This window comes from Kribbella sp. NPDC056951 (assembly GCF_042674205.1).
Classification (GTDB): Bacteria; Actinomycetota; Actinomycetes; order Propionibacteriales; family Kribbellaceae; genus Kribbella; species Kribbella yunnanensis.
In genome coordinates this window covers 547,729-562,721 of the sequence record NZ_JBHUQZ010000004.1, presented here as the reverse complement: position 1 = coordinate 562,721, position 14,993 = coordinate 547,729, and the positions used below count along the sequence as shown (strand labels likewise).

General features: G+C 67.9%; 12 protein-coding genes. 8 read left to right on the top strand and 4 right to left on the bottom strand.

Annotated elements, in window-relative coordinates; translation table 11 throughout:
* Positions 1–6 precede the first annotated feature (6 nt).
* Both ACFTSF_RS20685 and hpf read left to right on the top strand, forming a co-directional pair.
* The gene (locus ACFTSF_RS20685; RefSeq protein ID WP_380155262.1) at positions 7–732 is read left to right on the top strand and encodes a ComF family protein; all 726 of its coding nucleotides are present in this window, start codon (positions 7–9) and stop codon (positions 730–732) included.
* Between the two features lie 253 nt (positions 733–985).
* The gene (gene hpf / locus ACFTSF_RS20680; RefSeq protein ID WP_380155261.1) at positions 986–1,612 is read left to right on the top strand and encodes a ribosome hibernation-promoting factor, HPF/YfiA family; all 627 of its coding nucleotides are present in this window, start codon (positions 986–988) and stop codon (positions 1,610–1,612) included.
* An 80-nt stretch (positions 1,613–1,692) separates the two neighbouring features.
* Here hpf and ACFTSF_RS20675 read toward each other — a convergent pair whose 3' ends face one another.
* Both ACFTSF_RS20675 and ACFTSF_RS20670 read right to left on the bottom strand, forming a co-directional pair.
* The gene (locus tag ACFTSF_RS20675; protein WP_380155260.1) at positions 1,693–2,496 is read right to left on the bottom strand and encodes a S1 family peptidase; all 804 of its coding nucleotides are present in this window, start codon (positions 2,494–2,496) and stop codon (positions 1,693–1,695) included.
* Positions 2,497–2,612: 116 nt separating this feature from the next.
* On the bottom strand, positions 2,613–3,392 hold the full coding sequence (locus ACFTSF_RS20670; RefSeq protein ID WP_380155259.1) for a hypothetical protein: 780 nt from the start codon (positions 3,390–3,392) through the stop codon (positions 2,613–2,615).
* Positions 3,393–3,587: 195 nt separating this feature from the next.
* On the opposite strand from ACFTSF_RS20670, the gene ACFTSF_RS20665 reads away from it, so the two are divergent.
* From ACFTSF_RS20665 to ACFTSF_RS20640, 6 genes are all read left to right on the top strand, one after another.
* Positions 3,588–4,943: a BTAD domain-containing putative transcriptional regulator gene (locus ACFTSF_RS20665; RefSeq protein WP_380155258.1), complete on the top strand. Its 1,356-nt coding sequence runs from the start codon at positions 3,588–3,590 to the stop codon at positions 4,941–4,943.
* Positions 4,940–6,445, top strand: a complete 1,506-nt coding sequence (locus ACFTSF_RS20660; RefSeq protein ID WP_380155257.1) for a BTAD domain-containing putative transcriptional regulator — start codon at positions 4,940–4,942, stop codon at positions 6,443–6,445. The genes ACFTSF_RS20665 and ACFTSF_RS20660 overlap by 4 nt, the downstream gene beginning before the upstream one ends.
* A 47-nt stretch (positions 6,446–6,492) precedes the next feature.
* Positions 6,493–7,275 carry a BTAD domain-containing putative transcriptional regulator gene (locus ACFTSF_RS20655; protein WP_380155256.1) on the top strand — a complete coding sequence of 261 codons (783 nt, stop codon included), beginning with the start codon at positions 6,493–6,495 and terminating at the stop codon, positions 7,273–7,275.
* Between the two features lie 52 nt (positions 7,276–7,327).
* Positions 7,328–8,524: a winged helix-turn-helix domain-containing protein gene (locus ACFTSF_RS20650; protein ID WP_380155298.1), complete on the top strand. Its 1,197-nt coding sequence runs from the start codon at positions 7,328–7,330 to the stop codon at positions 8,522–8,524.
* Positions 8,525–8,708: 184 nt separating this feature from the next.
* Entirely contained in the window at positions 8,709–11,639 is a 2,931-nt protein-coding gene (gene secA / locus ACFTSF_RS20645) for a preprotein translocase subunit SecA (RefSeq protein ID WP_380155255.1), read from the top strand.
* 234 nt (positions 11,640–11,873) lie between these two features.
* The gene (locus tag ACFTSF_RS20640; RefSeq protein WP_380155254.1) at positions 11,874–12,806 is read left to right on the top strand and encodes an NAD(P)H-dependent flavin oxidoreductase; all 933 of its coding nucleotides are present in this window, start codon (positions 11,874–11,876) and stop codon (positions 12,804–12,806) included.
* Here the strand turns inward: ACFTSF_RS20640 and ACFTSF_RS20635 are convergent.
* Entirely contained in the window at positions 12,770–14,065 is a 1,296-nt protein-coding gene (locus ACFTSF_RS20635) for an alpha-glucosidase/alpha-galactosidase (protein WP_380155253.1), read from the bottom strand. The genes ACFTSF_RS20640 and ACFTSF_RS20635 overlap by 37 nt on opposite strands.
* Entirely contained in the window at positions 14,062–14,988 is a 927-nt protein-coding gene (locus ACFTSF_RS20630; RefSeq protein WP_380155252.1) for a carbohydrate kinase family protein, read from the bottom strand. The genes ACFTSF_RS20635 and ACFTSF_RS20630 overlap by 4 nt, the downstream gene beginning before the upstream one ends.
* Positions 14,989–14,993 lie beyond the last annotated feature (5 nt).

Sequence of the window (14,993 nt, the reverse complement as noted above, 5' to 3'; positions counted from 1 at the left end):
GGCCGGATGCCGCTTGTGGAGCGGGTGCGCAGTGCCCAAGGTGGTGGGGTGTGGGGTGCCGCGGTCGACCTGCTGCTCGGAGGCGGCTGTGCCGGCTGCGGACGGCCCGGCGTCACGCTGTGTGATGGTTGCCGAGGGCTCCTGTGTCGACTGACTCCGTTCCGTGCTTGGCCGGATCCGCGGCCGCCCGGACTACCGCCGCCGACCGCGGCCGCGCCGTACGGCGATCAGGTCCGGCGGCTGGTGATCGCGCACAAGGAGCACGCGCGGTACCCGCTGGCTCATCCGCTCGGCGCCGCGCTGGCGACCGCCGTACTGGCTGCTCTTGGCGAGCACCGGACCGCGTGGCTGGTGCCTGTGCCGTCGGCGCGGTCGACCGTCCGCAAGCGCGGGCACGATCCGCTCGGGCGAATCACCCGGGCCGCTGCGCGATCCCTGCGGAGACACGGGATCGACGTCCGGATCGCTCCGGCACTGCGGCTGGTACGGCGTCCCGACGACCAGGCCGGCTTGTCCGCGGAACGCCGTACCGCCAACCTGGCCGGGGCTTTCGGGCTCCGTTCGCGCTGGGCTGAACCGCTGACGCATCAACCGATCGTGGTCGTCGACGACGTGATCACCACCGGCGCCACGCTCGCCGAAGCCTGCCGGGCCCTGGAATCACAGGGAATTCCGGTGCTCGGCTGTGCCGTGCTGGCCGCGACCCCGAGACGTTTGCCGTCTGGTTCATGAGAACTTCCCTACCGGTTTTCGCCGAAGCCGACTAGCGTTGGCCTATGACACCCGCTTGGGCTTGTCGGGCAGTGAAGTGGCGCAGGACCGGATCAGCCGGAATCCTCGCCACGGGCTCCGACCGGCTCCTCGACGGGTGTCTCTCGTTTCGGGCGCCCCAGTATCCGTAGCCCAGTTCAGGGAGTGAGTTCTCAGCAAAAAGCCCGGGTGTCCGGAGACGTAAGCAAGAAGTCGCCGATCGATGGAGGTTTCCGTGGACGTCGTTGTCAAGGGTCATCACTGCGAGGTCAGTGACCGCTTCCGGCAGTACGTCGAGGAAAAACTCGAGCGAATCGAGAAGGTCGACCACCGGGTACTGCGGTGCGAGGTGGAAGTCAGCCAGGAGAAGAACCCGCGACAGCACGATCGGGCGATGCGTGTCGAGCTCACCATGTACACCAAGGGTCCGGTGGTCCGCGCCGAAGCGTGCGGTGAGACCAAGCAGGCTGCGTTCGACGTCTGCCTGGACCGGCTCCGCGCCCAGGTCCGCAAGGCGGCCGACCGCCGCCGCGTGCACCGCGGCGAGCGGAGCCCGGAAGGACTGCGGCACGTCAACGCCCGGCAGCCGGTCAACGGCCACCCGCCGGCTGAGGACGACACCGTCGCCGAGGACGCAGTGGCGACGTACAAGGTCGGCTCGCTGACGGTCACCGGTGACGGTCCGCTGGTGATGCGCGAGAAGACACACACCGCCAAGCCGATGTCTCTCGACCAGGCCCTCTACGAGCTGGAACTGGTCGGGCACGACTTCTACCTGTTCGTCGATGCCGACGACAACCAGCCCAGCGTCGTCTACCGGCGACGCGGCTACGACTACGGCGTGATCCGACTGGCGGTCTGAGCCTCGGGAGGAGCACAGAAAGGGCCGGGTTCCTCGGAACCCGGCCCTTTCGCCTTCCCCTGTGAAGGTCTGTGGTGGTGCTAGCCGATCTGCGCCTGCAGTTCGGTCGCGTACGTCGCCACCTCGGCGTAGACACCCGGGTTACCGGCGTCGGCGCAACCGACGCCCCACGACACGACGCCGAACAGCTTGCCGTTCAGGACCAGCGGCCCACCGGAGTCGCCCTGGCAGGAGTCCTTGCCGCCCTCTTCGAAGCCGCCGCAGATCTCGCCGTCCGGCGCGTAGTTCTGGCTCGCGTACGCCTTCTCGCAGTACGCGTCACCGAGGACAGGCGCGTCGACCTTCTGGAAGGTGTCGTCCGGCCCGGTGCCCTCAGTGGCACCCCAGCCGTAGACGACGGAGGCCGCACCGACAGCGTCGGCCGCCTTACTGGTCTCGAGCGCCAGCGTCGGTACGCCGGTGAACGGCGTGGCCAGTGTGATCACGGCGACGTCGTGGCCGGGCTGCTTGCCGTACTCCGGGTCGACCCAGATGCTGCTGACCTTGGACTCCTTGCCACCGGACTCAGTGAGGACATCGCGGCCCTGGATGGCCGTGTACGTCGACGCAGCCTCCTGCGCGCAGTGCGCGGCAGTGACGAGCTTGTTCGCCGCAACCAGCGTCGAGCCGCACCACTGACCGCTCGGGGACGGCGAACCGCTGTTGTTGAGCGCGATCGCCCACGGGGTGTCCGCGGTGTGCGCGATGGTGCCACCGACAATGCGGGTCTTCGGGCCGTCCGGCGCCGGCGCTGCGCTCGCCGTGGCCGCCACCGCGCCGACGGACGCGGCCGTCAGGGCTCCAGCGGCGAGAAGGGCGCGTACCAGCTGCAGTCTTCCTGTCATGCCTCACACTCCAGGGCTCAGGGGCCGTGCGGGCGGCACGACCTCCGCGCCGAGCTTCTCCCGGCTACCGGGGGTAGCACACCTCTCACTTGCGGTAATACCGGAGTTATGACCGGTCAGAGGCCCATCTGCTTCCCGTCGATCACGCTGTCCGGAGCCGGTGCCTTCGGAGCCTTCAGCCGGTCGTAGTCGCTGAACCCGAAGGCCGGCCCGCCGGTCCCCGCCTCGATCCGGACCGGCCTGCCGGTCTGGCTGTCCACCCAGAGGGTGCCCTCACCGTCGAACAGCCCGATCGAGGCGACCCCGTCGACCGTCGTCAGCGGCTTCTTCGTCAGCGTTCCGGAGGGCTGGAAGACGTTCTTGACGAAGGTCTCCCGGGTGACCAGGTCGATCATGTCCTGGAAGTCGCTGTCCTTCTTGGTCAGCTTCACCCACCGGCCTTTGAGCAGCTCGACGGTCGCGTTGATCTCCGCCGCGGTGTCCTTCTCCGCCTTGCCCTGGGCCCGGACGAACTTCTCGCTGAGCTGCAGGTAGGCGGTCTTGCCGATCACGGTGATCCCGATCGGGCTGCCGTCGACCGTGAACGTGCCCTGCCCACCGGTCTTGGTGAGGTGGATGTCGATGGCGGTTTTGGAGCCCTCCTCCACGACCGAGCCACGCAGCCGGACGCTGTCGGCCGCGAGGATGGCCGCCTTGGCTTTGGCGAACAGGGCCTTGGCGTCCAGCTCCGCGACTCCGGTCGGGGTGGGGGTCGGCGTCGATGTGGTGACGACGGCCTTCGTGGAGGGGGTCGGCGTGCTCTGGCTCGCGGGCTGTTGCTGGTCTGGGCCGCAGGCGGTGGTGGCAGCGGCGACGAGAGCGGTGGTGGCGATGGTGCGGATCCAGGGGAAGGACATGGTGATGTGCTTTCTCTCTGTACGGCGGCCCGGTCGGCCGGCGTCCTCTGGTTCCGACTGTGACCCGGCCGGGAGCCGCGCGGCTGCGGTCTCGCTGCGGACCGCTGCCGTTCCGCTGCGCCCGCACTGCCGTCGGACCGCAGTGGCTGCTCATTCCGGTCTGGTGAGCGCCCTCAGGCTCGATAGACTCCTCCGGTGGAGGACGCCGTCCGGTTCGAGCTGCTCGGGCCGCTGCGGGCGTACCGGGGTCTCCAGGAGCTCAAGCTGGGTCCGGCTAGGCAGCAGGCGGTTCTGGCGACACTGCTGCTTGCCGCGAACCACGCCGTACCGGCGAGCGACATCGTGGACCAGGTGTGGGGCGACGACCCGCCTGAGAACGGGGCGAACGTCGTACAGAAGTATGTCGCCGGGCTGCGCCGGATCCTCGAACCGGAGCGGCTACCCCGAGCGGCCGGTCAACTGCTCGCTCTGACCCCAGGTGGTTATCTGCTGTCAGTGGCGGCCGGTGGCGTCGATCTGGACGTGTTCACCGCACACGTCACCGAGGCACGTCGGCTACGGGCGCTCGGTCACCTCCCGGAAGCGACTGTCGAACTCCGGAGCGCTCTGGTGCTGTGGCGGTCGGAGCCGCTGGCTGGTCTGACGGGTGGGTACTTCGAGGCGATGCGCACGCAACTCGCTGAGGACCGCGCCGCTGCTCTGGAGGAGTGGGCTGAGCTGGAACTCGAGCAAGGCCGCGAGCAGACTCTGCTCCCGGAGCTGTCCCGCCTCGTGGCGGAGTACCCGCACCGCCAGCGCCTTCGCGCCACTCACCTGCTCGCGCTTCACCGAACCGGACGCCAGGCCGAGGCGCTCGCGTCGTACCAGCAGGCCCAGCAGCTGCACGGCGGCCGGCCGGGACCCGAGCTGCAGGCCGCTCACCGCCAGATTCTTCTGAACGAACGCCCTGTGCCTGTCTTCCACACTCAACAGCCGATGAGCTGGTGGCCCGATTCGACGCCGCAACGCTCGCCGGGCTGGACGGGGTGGATTCTCAAGCTGGTGGTGGCTGCGCTGGCCGTGGCAACCATGGGCATCGCCTCCGGTCCGCTGATGGGTGTGCTGGCCCTCCGGCGCCGCAGCTGGAAGCTGGCCTTGGCGGCGCTCGGCTACCTGTTGGCGACCGTGGTGTTCTTCCTCATCGTCGACAAGAGGTACGACTCGGAGGACTTCGTGTTTGTCGACGGAGTGGCGCTGGCTGCGCTGCTGCTGACCACAGTGGGGGCCGGAATCCACGCGGCGGTGCTCGTCCCGCTCCGAACCCCGGTGGCGGAATCGCCGCGCGTGATGGTCGATCTGAACAGCGCTCCGGAGCAGGTTCTGCGCACGCTGCCGGGGGTTCCGCCGTTGCTCGGTGCGCTGATCATCGCCGAGCGCAACGCCCGGGGACCGTTCCGGTCGCTCGAGGATGCGGCCGCACGGGGTATGTTCCCTTGGCCGGTGCCGCGGCAGATCGCTGACGTCGTCCTGGTGATCCCAGTTCAGGACGCCCCCAAGGAGGAGCGCCGGTGAGTGCAGTCCGGTTCGAGATGCTCGGTCCCTTGCGAGTGATTCGCGGGCAGGAGGAACAGCAGCTGGGGCCCGCCAAACAGCAGGCGGTCCTCGCGACCCTGCTGACCACCCCGAACCAGGTGGTGCCGACCGCGCGCATCATCGACGCGGTCTGGGACGGCGAACCGCCGGTCAACGGGCCCAACGTCGTACAAAAGTATGTCGCCGGCCTGCGGCGAGTTCTGGAGCCGGACCGGGCACCCCGGACCGCCGGTGAACTGCTTGTCCTGGAAGCGGGTGGCTATCGGGTGGCGGTGGAACCAGGAAGCTCGGATGCCGACGACTTCGAGGCACAGGTTCAATCAGCTCGTGCTCTCCGGCAGTCCGGTCAATTGGCCGAGGCCTCGCAGCAATTGCAGCAGGCGCTGAGCCTCTGGCGTGGCGAACCGTTCCAGGGACTCACCGGTCCGATCTTCGACGACGCCCGTCGGCACCTGACCGAACTGCGCGCCGGTGCGATCGAGGACCGCGCCGAGATCGAGCTGGAGCTCGGCAACCACGAGCCCCTCGCTCTCGAACTCCCTGCCCTGGCTGAGGCCTTCCCCCTGCGCGAACGACTCCGCGGCGTCCAGATGCTCGCCCTGTACCGCGCCGGACGCTCCGACGACGCACTGGCGGCGTACCGGGAGCTGCACGACCACCTGGTCGAGGAGTACGGCGTGGAGCCCGGTCCCGAGCTGCAGCAGCTCCAGTCCCGCATCTCGCAGAACGACCCGGCCCTGCTACCCGGCCAGCAGACAACCGCGGCAACCCAGGTGGCACTCATGCGCCGAGGCGGCCGCGACTGGTCACTCGGCCGCGGCTGGCCGGTCGACATGTCCGATCTGATCCCGCCACAGCGCCCCCTCGTCGGCCGCGTCCTGATGAAGACCGTCGCCGTACTGATCACCATTGCCACCCTGGGACTAGGCGGTGGCGTGCTGATGCTCGTCGTGGCCTACCTACGGCACAACCGCTTCCTCCGCTGGATCGCCGCCGGCTACCTGGCCACCTGGCTCCTCGGCATCGTGCTCGCCCTGATCGGCCAGGCTGACCAGATCAGCGCGGTCAACACCATCGGTCTACTCCTGATGCTGCTAGTCCTGGTGACCAGCGCGGCTCACCTCGCCCTCACCATCGCCCCGGTCTCCGTACGCCGACTCCGCGGCCTGGCCGCCCTGGACGATCGACTCCGCGCCCGCCAGATCATCGAGCGCGACCCCGACTTCGCCCGCTCCCTAGGAATCGGCCGCCCACACCTGCACCGCGAGTACGACGACGGCGGCCTGATCGACCCCAACGAAGTACCGCCCGGCGTCCTGACCCGCATCCCCGGAGTCACCGCCCAGCACGCCGCCCTCATCGTCCACAGCCGCGAACACCAAGGCCCTTTCACCACCCTCGAAGATCTCACCGACCGAGGCCTCTTCCCTGCCCCGCTACCGCCCGCGGTGGCGACGTACCTGGTTCTTCTCCCGGGGTAAACCCCAGCGCGACCTACACTCCGGCTCTGGACAGGGCAGGGGGATCGATGAGCGAGGTCCGGTACGACGTTCTGGGGCCGCTGGTGGTTCGGCGGGGTGGCGTTGAGCTCGACCTGGGCTCGCCGCTGCAGCAGCGGTTGCTGGCTGGGCTGTTGTTGCATCCGAATGGGCCGGTGCCGATGACTGACCTGCTTGAGGCGGGTTGGCAGTATGCGACGCCGGATGACGGACCGGAGCTGACGCGGGAGATCATCACCGCTTTGCGCGATCTGCTCGATCCGCACCGGGTGCCGGGGACCGACGGGACGCTGATTCAGCTGTCCGATGGGCGCTACATGTTGTGCGCGGCTCGGGACAACGTCGATCTGTTCGTGTTCGAGGACCTGATCGCCAGCGTGCCGGAGATTCGCGCACGCGATCACCTGCTGGAGGCCTCCAACCGGATCCGCCGCGCACTGGCGCTGTGGCGCGGGCCGCTGCTCGAGGGGCACAACGGGCCGTTGTTCGACCCGGTCCGGGCGCGGTTGGAGGAAGGTCGGCTGGATGTGCTGGATCTGTACTACGAGATCGAGCTGAAGCGCGGCTTCCACCACGCGATCCTGCCGGACCTGTCTGCCAACGTCGCCAGGTACCCGCTGCGGGAGAACCTGCGCGCCACCTTCCTGCTCACGCTGTACCGCACTGGGCGGCAGTTCGACGCGATGCAGCAGTACGTCGAGATCCGGGATCGGCTGTGGCGGCTGAACGGCCGGCAGCCGTCGTACGAGCTGCAGGAGTTGGCCCGGCGGATCGCTGCCTGGGACCAGAGTCTGCTGCGGGAACCGGGCTGATCGGATTTTGTCGGAGGCACCTGGCACGATCGGCGAGGTGAACACTGAGGTGATGTCGACGGCCCAGGCCAGGCGGGTGGCGCTGGCTGCCCAGGGGTTCATGGACCCACGGCCGAAGGGTGTTCCGGATGCGCGCGCTCTGGCGCGGGTGCTGGGGCGGATCGGGTTGCTGCAGATCGACTCGGTGAACGTATTGAGCCGGGCGCAGTACCTGCCGCTGTATTCGCGGCTCGGGCAGTATCCGCGGACTCTGCTCGACAAGGCGTCGGGCAAGGCGCCGCGGCGGCTGGTGGAGTACTGGGCGCACGAGGCGTCGCTGATTCCGGTCGAGACGCACCCGTTGATGCGGTGGCGGATGGACCGCGCGACTACCGAGGCCTGGGGTGGGCCGCGGTCGATCGCCAAGGAGCGGCCGGATCTGGTCAAGCAGGTGCTGGCGGATGTGCGGGAGCACGGTCCGTTGACGGCGCGGCAGATCGACGACGACGTGGAGCGGTCCAAGGAGAACTGGGGCTGGAACTGGTCGGATGTGAAACGGGCGCTCGAGTTCCTGTTCTTCGCGGGCGAGGTCACGGTGGCTCGGCGGAACCAGCAGTTCGAGCGCGAGTACGACGTACCGGAGCGGGTGCTGCCTCGCGCCGTACTGGAGACTCCGACGCCGACCCTGGACGAGGCGCACCGCGGGCTGGTGTCGATCGCGGCCCAGGCGCACGGGGTTGCGACCGCTCAGTGTCTGAAGGACTACTTCCGTACGTCGCCTGCTCCGACCGCGCAGGCGATTGCGGAGCTGGTGGAGGAGGGGGAGTTGCTGCCGGTTCAGATCGACGGGTGGAAGCGCCCGGCGTACCTGCACCGGGATGCGCGGTTGCCGCGGCGGGTGAACACGCGGGCCCTGGTCAGCCCGTTCGACTCGCTGGTGTTCGAGCGGACCCGGGGAGAGGTCCTGTTCGACTTCCGCTACCGCATCGAGATCTACGTGCCGGCGGAGAAGCGCATCCACGGGTACTACGTGCTGCCCTTCCTGCTCGGCGACAAACTGGTGGCGCGGGTCGACCTCAAGGCGGACCGGGCGGCCGGCGTACTGCTGGTCCAGTCGGCGCACTCAGAGCTCAAGGCACCGGCCGAGACGGCTGAGGAGCTGGCCGCCGAGCTGGTCCAACTGGCCGGCTGGCTGGAGTTGGACCAGGTTCGGGTGGCCGGTGGCGGTGACCTCGCGCCAGCGCTCAGTGACGCCCTGCGAGGTTCTTGACGCGGCAACGGGAACTTTCGGGCACGCTTGAGCGTGGGTGTGTTACAGGCGGGGGCACGCTGCGGGCGTGGCTTGGCACACCTCGCCCCGTACGATGGGGGTCGCACGCCGTTCCAGCGGGCCGTGCCCGACTGTATCGATCGGCCGCAACCAGGCGACAGCAGCAAGGAGAGAACTCCCCACCATGAAGGTGATCGACAAGGTCCTGCGGATCGGCGAAGGCAAGATCCTGCGTCAGCTCCAGGGCATCGCGAAAGTGGTCAACTCCATCGAGGACGACTTCGTCGGGATGTCCGACGACGAGTTGCGGGGCCAGACCGCGGAGTTCAAGGAACGCCATCAGAACGGCGAGTCCCTGGACGCGCTGCTCCCGGAGGCCTTCGCCGTGGTCCGGGAGGCCGCCAAGCGGACCCTGCACCAGCGGCACTACGACGTCCAGATCATGGGCGGCGCCGCGCTGCACCTGGGCAACATCGCCGAGATGAAGACCGGTGAGGGCAAGACCCTGGTCGGTACCCTGCCGACGTACCTGAACGCGCTGTCCGGCAAGGGCGTGCACGTGGTCACGGTGAACGACTACCTGGCCAAGTACCAGGCCGAGTGGATGGGCCGGGTGTACCACTTCCTCGGCGTCGACTACGGCGTGATCCTGCCGGACATGTCGCCGGCCGAGCGCCGGGTGGCCTACGCCAAGGACATCACCTACGGCACGAACAACGAGTTCGGCTTCGACTACCTGCGCGACAACATGGCCTCCAGTATCGAGGACTGCGTCCAGCGCGAGCACAACTACGCGATCGTGGACGAGGTGGACTCGATCCTGGTCGACGAGGCCCGGACCCCGCTGATCATCTCCGGACCGGCCGAGGACTCCCAGCGCTGGTACGTCGAGATGGCCAAGATCGCCACCGTGCTGAAGCCGCGGATCGCCGACGACAAGATCCCCGAGGAGCAGCGCCCGGTCGCCGACTACGAGGTCGACGAGAAGAAGCGCACCGTGGCCATCCTCGAGCGCGGTATCGAGAAGGTCGAGGACCGGCTCGGTATCGACAACCTGTACGAGTCGGCCAACACCCCGCTGATCAGCTACCTGAACAACGCGCTGAAGGCCAAGGACCTGTTCCGCAAGGACAAGGACTACGTGGTCGTCGACAACGAGGTGCTGATCGTCGACGAGCACACCGGCCGCACGCTGCACGGCCGGCGCTACAACGAGGGTCTGCACCAGGCGATCGAGGCCAAGGAGCAGGTCGAGATCAAGGAGGAGTACCAGACCCTCGCGACGATCACCCTGCAGAACTACTTCCGGCTCTACAACAAGCTGGCCGGCATGACCGGTACGGCGATGACCGAGGCGGCCGAGTTCTCCAAGGTCTACGGCCTCGGCGTGGTGCCGATCCCGACCAACAAGCCGATGATCCGGGTGGAGGAGCGGGACCTGATCTACCGCACCGAGGACGCCAAGTTCGACGCGGTGGTCAAGGACATCGTCGAGGTGCACGAGACCGGGCAGCCGATCCTGGTCGGTACGACGAGCGTCGAGAAGTCCGAGCGGCTGTCCGCCCAGCTCCGCAAGGAGAACATCGCGCACGAGGTGCTGAACGCGAAGCAGCACGCGCGGGAGGCGGCGATCGTCGCCGAGGCCGGCCGCAAGGGCGCGGTCACGGTGGCCACCAACATGGCCGGCCGTGGTACCGACATCATCCTCGGCGGCAACCCCGAGCACCTGGCCGACAAGGACCTGCGGGCCCGCGGCATCGACCCGGCCGAGTTCCCGGACGAGTACGAGGCGGAGTACCCGTCGGTCCTCGAGCAGTTCGAGAAGCAGGTCAAGGACGAGCAGGTCGAGGTCCGCGAGGCCGGCGGTCTGTACGTGCTGGGCACCGAGCGGCACGAGTCCCGCCGGATCGACAACCAGCTGCGCGGTCGCGCCGGCCGTCAGGGCGACCCGGGCAAGTCCCGGTTCTACCTGTCGCTGGAGGACGACCTGATGCGCCTGTTCAAGCGCGAGATGGTCGACTGGGCGATGTCGCGCAACGACGACGACAGCCAGCCGCTGGAGAACAAGATCGTCACCAAGGCGATCGCGTCCGCACAGTCCCAGGTCGAGTCGCAGAACTTCGAGACCCGGAAGAACATCCTCAAGTACGACGACGTGATGAACCGTCAGCGCCACGTCGTGTACGACGAGCGTCGCCGCGTGCTCGAGGGTGCGAACCTGCGCGAGCAGGTGTCGGACATGCTCGACGAGACCGTCACCGGTTACGTCCAGGGCGCGACCGCCGACGGTTTCGCCGAGGACTGGGACCTGGACGCCCTGTTCACCGCGATGAAGACGCTGTACTCGACCGAGCTCACCGAGGACGAGCTGGTCGAGGAGGCCGGCGGCGAGCGGGCCGGTCTCACCTCGGACTTCCTGATCGAGCGCTTCATCGCGGATGCCCACGAGGCCTACGAGCGCCGCGAGCAGCTGCTCGGTGAGGACGCGATGCGCGAGCTCGAGCGTCGCGTCGTGCTGAGCGTCCTGGACCGCAAGTGGCGCGAGCACCTCTACGAGATGGACTACCTGCGCGAAGGCATCGGCCTGCGCGCGATGGCGCAGCGCGACCCGCTGGTCGAGTACCAGCGCGAGGGCTACGACATGTTCGCCGCGATGATGGAGTCGATCAAGGAAGAGTCGGTCGCCTTCATCTTCAACGTCGAGGTCGACATCGAGGCCATGCAGGCCGAGATGGCCGCGGCTGCCCAGGCGGAAGCCGCCGGCGTCAATCTCGACCTCGACGGCGTAGGCCTCGAAGGCCGCCGGGTCGAGGACATCCTCACCCCCGGCGCCCCGGTGGCGGAGTTCCCCGGCCGAGTCCAGGACGAGGAGCGCCCCCGCGACACCCCGCGCCTCCGCGCCAAGGGCCTCACCGGCGACAAGAAGCCCCAACGCCTCACCTACTCGGCCCCGACCATCGACGGCGACGACGAGGTCTCCGTCATGGGTGACGCAGTAGACGAGGGAGCCCTCCTCTACGCCGGCACTCCCCGCAACGTGGCCTGCCCCTGCGGCTCCGGCAAGAAGTACAAGCGCTGCCACGGCGACCCCGCCTCAGACGCCTACAAGTTCTAACCGCACCACCCCAGCGGCCGGCCCACCAGGGACCGGCCGCTGTCGCGTCTCCACCCCCTCAGTCCGCATCTGGTGGGTAGACCCACGCGGTGGTGGGTTGGCCAGCGCGATTCCGGTGGGCCAACCCACCATCTGCCTGGCATACCCATCAGACGGGAGGTGTGGTGTGGGATATGGCGGGTGGGGTGGGGAGTGTGGTGTGTTGGGGGTATGTGGCTGGCGGAGAAGTTCGGGGTGACTGTTCCGGTTGTCGGGGCGCCGATGGCTAACGTGAGTGGCGGAAGGCTGACTGCGGCGATCTCGGCTGGGGGTGGGTTGGGGATGCTGGGGGCCGGGTCGGCGGTTAGTGCTGAGTGGATTCGGGCTGAGGGTGCGATCGCGGCGGCGGGCGGTAGGCCGTACGGGATTGGGTTGATGGCTTGGTCGGTGCGGGAGCGGCCGGAGCATCTGGAGGCGGTGCTGGAGTTGAGGCCGGCGTTGGTCTCGCTGAGCTTCGGGGACTACACGCCGTACGTCGCCCCGCTGCAAGCCGAAGGCATAACAGTGGCAACCCAGGCGGGTACTGTCGCGGACGCCCGCGAGGCGATCGACGCCGGGGTGGATGTCATCGTCGCTCGTGGTGCCGAGGCCGGTGGGCACGGGCGTAATGCGGTCGGCACCCTCCCACTCCTGCAGGCGATTCTCGAGTTGACGGACCTCCCGGTGCTGGCCGGTGGCGGGATTTCCGGTGCGCGCGGACTGGCCGCCGTACTGGCTGCCGGCGCGGCAGGCGGCTGGATCGGTACGGCGTTCCTCACCTGCGTCGAGGGGTTGATCAGCGACCCAATCGCCCAGCGTGTGATCGAAGCCGACGAGACCGACACCGTCTACGGCACGGTCTTCGACGCCGCATCACGCGCAGGGTGGCCCGACGAGTTCGGCGGCCGGGCGCTGCGAAACGCCTACTTCGACCAATGGGAAGGTCGCGAGCAGGAGCTCAAAGCCGACGACACCGGTCACACCGACTATGTCGACGGTACGAAAGCCGCCGACGTTACGCGAGCCTCGATCTACGCCGGCCAAGGCGTCGGCGCGATCAACGGGAGGCCCATGGCCGCCGAGGTTCTCGACGGCTTCGCGGGCTACCGGGATTACCTCAAGGCCGCTCTCAACGGCGGTGCCAAGTAGTTGCGGTGGGCATCGACCAGCTCGTCACACAACTCCCAGATCTGCGATACGGGTAGCGCCGCCGCAGTCGCCGGATCGGCCATCACGGCCTGCCGAATCGACCGCGGGTCCTCCTCGATCGCCGCCCGCACCACAAGCTCGGCGACATTCAAATACCCCTTGTTCAAAGCCGCCAACTGAGCCGGTAACGCCCCAACAGCAGTCGGCTGCACCCCCAAACTGTCAACCAGGCAAGGAACCTCGACCACCGCACCGCCAGGCAGGTTACTGATCAAACCCGTGTTCGGCACGTTCCCATAGATCGTCCGTGGCGTCCCCGTGACCATGCTGTGGATGATCTGCGGCGCGTACTCCATCGTCCCCTCAACCGGCACCGGCTCACCGGCTTTGAGCGCATCCCGCGTCCGCTCGTACGACGCGAGGTTCTCCGCGACGATATCGAGATACGCACCCACCGGCAGTCGCAATCGCGAGATCTCCGACGAGTGCTGCAGATACCACGGCACGTACTCCGACGAGTGCTCACTAGTCTCGGTCGGATAGAACCCCAGCCGCCGGTACATATCCACCCGCACCCGCCGCCGCAGCTCCGGATCCGCCTCGATCGCGGCATCCAACCGGTCGTACAGATTCTCGCCGTCGCGTTCGAACCGCAGCACCCAGGCCTGATGGTTCACCCCGGCGGCGAGGTAGTTGACCTCATCCAGCGGTACGCCGATCAGCGCGGACAGATCATGCATCGTCCAGTAGACCGAGTGGCACAGGCCGACGACCTTCTGCAGCCCGAGCGCGTGCAGGTACCAGACGTTCATCGCCATCGGATTCGTGTAGTTCAGCAGCCACGCATCCGGGCACACCTCGGCGATATCTGCGGCCAGCTCACGCAGCACCGGGAACGTCCGCAGCGCCCGGAACACCCCGCCGACGCCGAGAGTGTCCCCGATCGTCTGCCGAACGCCGTACCGGGCGGGGATCTCGAAGTCGATCCGGGTGGCCGCGTTCATCCCGACCTGAACGATGTTGATCACGAAGTCCGCACCCTCCAGCGCGGCCCGCCGATCGAGGTGCGTGGTGATCCGCGGCTTCACCCCACGAGCAGAGGCGATGTACGACGCCGCTCCGGCCGCCGTGTCGAGTCGCTCCGGATCGATGTCGTGCAAGGCGATGTGCACCGGCCCAAGGTCGAACCCGAACAGGTCCGCCAGCAATCCCTGAGTGAACACCACACTCCCCGCCCCGATGAACACGACCTTCGTCATGCGGTCACACTCCCCAGCGCCAGCTCCCAGTCGGCCTGGGCAGCCGTGCCCCCAGCACCCCGCGTCGACAACGACCCGCACGCGGCAGCCATCGCCAACGCCCGCGCCCGCCCAAACCCGTTCAACCGAGCGGCAACGAAGCCCGCATCAAAGCTGTCACCAGCCCCCACCGCATCAACGGTCTCCACGGCCAAAGCAGGAGCACTCGCAACCTTGGTCCCGTCATGCGCCAACGCGCCCGCAGCCCCATCCTTCACCACCACCAGCGGACCCCGCCGAGCCAAGATCCCGGCAGCGTCCTTCGTCGACGGATGCCCAGTGAGCAACTGAGCCTCGCTAGCGTTAGGCAGGAAGTAGTCCGTGACCCGCAGCACCGGATCAAGAACCATCCGATCCCAGCGTCCCGACGGATCGTCATTCGGATCCAGCGAAGTGGTCGCCTTCGCCGCCTTCGCCTCCTTGAACAACCCCGCCAGCCCCGCCGCCAACTCCGGCATCAGATAGAACGACGAAGCATGCACATGCCGCACCGATCGCAACAAAGCAGTCGGTACGTCGTTCGCAGTCGTAGCAGGTAGACATCCGGGCGACGTGATCATCGCGCGATCGTCGCCGGACGTCAGCACCGTGGTGAGTGCCGTCGGCAACGAAGCGTCCACGATCATCGCCGACACGTCCACCCCGTGCGAGGCGAGCGCCGTACGGACGAAGTCGCCGGCCGCGTCGGCGCCGACCCGGCCGACGAAGGCAACGCGCAGCCCGAGCCGGGCGGCACCACAGGCCATGATCGCGCCCGAACCACCAAGCAGCAGCGCCCCGTGGGGAACAAGTCGCTCCCGTTGGCCAAAGAGGATCGGCTGATCGACAGGCCCGACAACCACGTCAGGGTTCGCGTCGCCGATCACGAGCAGGTCATATGTCATGAAGG

Bases quoted from the DNA above. Each gene is read 5' to 3' on its own strand.
- ACFTSF_RS20675 (WP_380155260.1), bottom strand. From the start codon at position 2,496: ATGACAGGAAGACTGCAGCTGGTACGCGCCCTTCTCGCCGCTGGAGCC.
- secA (WP_380155255.1), top strand. From the start codon at position 8,709: ATGAAGGTGATCGACAAGGTCCTGCGGATCGGCGAAGGCAAGATCCTG.
- ACFTSF_RS20650 (WP_380155298.1), top strand. From the start codon at position 7,328: ATGTCGACGGCCCAGGCCAGGCGGGTGGCGCTGGCTGCCCAGGGGTTC.
- ACFTSF_RS20655 (WP_380155256.1), top strand. From the start codon at position 6,493: ATGAGCGAGGTCCGGTACGACGTTCTGGGGCCGCTGGTGGTTCGGCGG.
- ACFTSF_RS20635 (WP_380155253.1), bottom strand. From the start codon at position 14,065: ATGACGAAGGTCGTGTTCATCGGGGCGGGGAGTGTGGTGTTCACTCAG.
- ACFTSF_RS20630 (WP_380155252.1), bottom strand. From the start codon at position 14,988: ATGACATATGACCTGCTCGTGATCGGCGACGCGAACCCTGACGTGGTT.
- ACFTSF_RS20685 (WP_380155262.1), top strand. From the start codon at position 7: ATGCCGCTTGTGGAGCGGGTGCGCAGTGCCCAAGGTGGTGGGGTGTGG.
- ACFTSF_RS20670 (WP_380155259.1), bottom strand. From the start codon at position 3,392: ATGTCCTTCCCCTGGATCCGCACCATCGCCACCACCGCTCTCGTCGCC.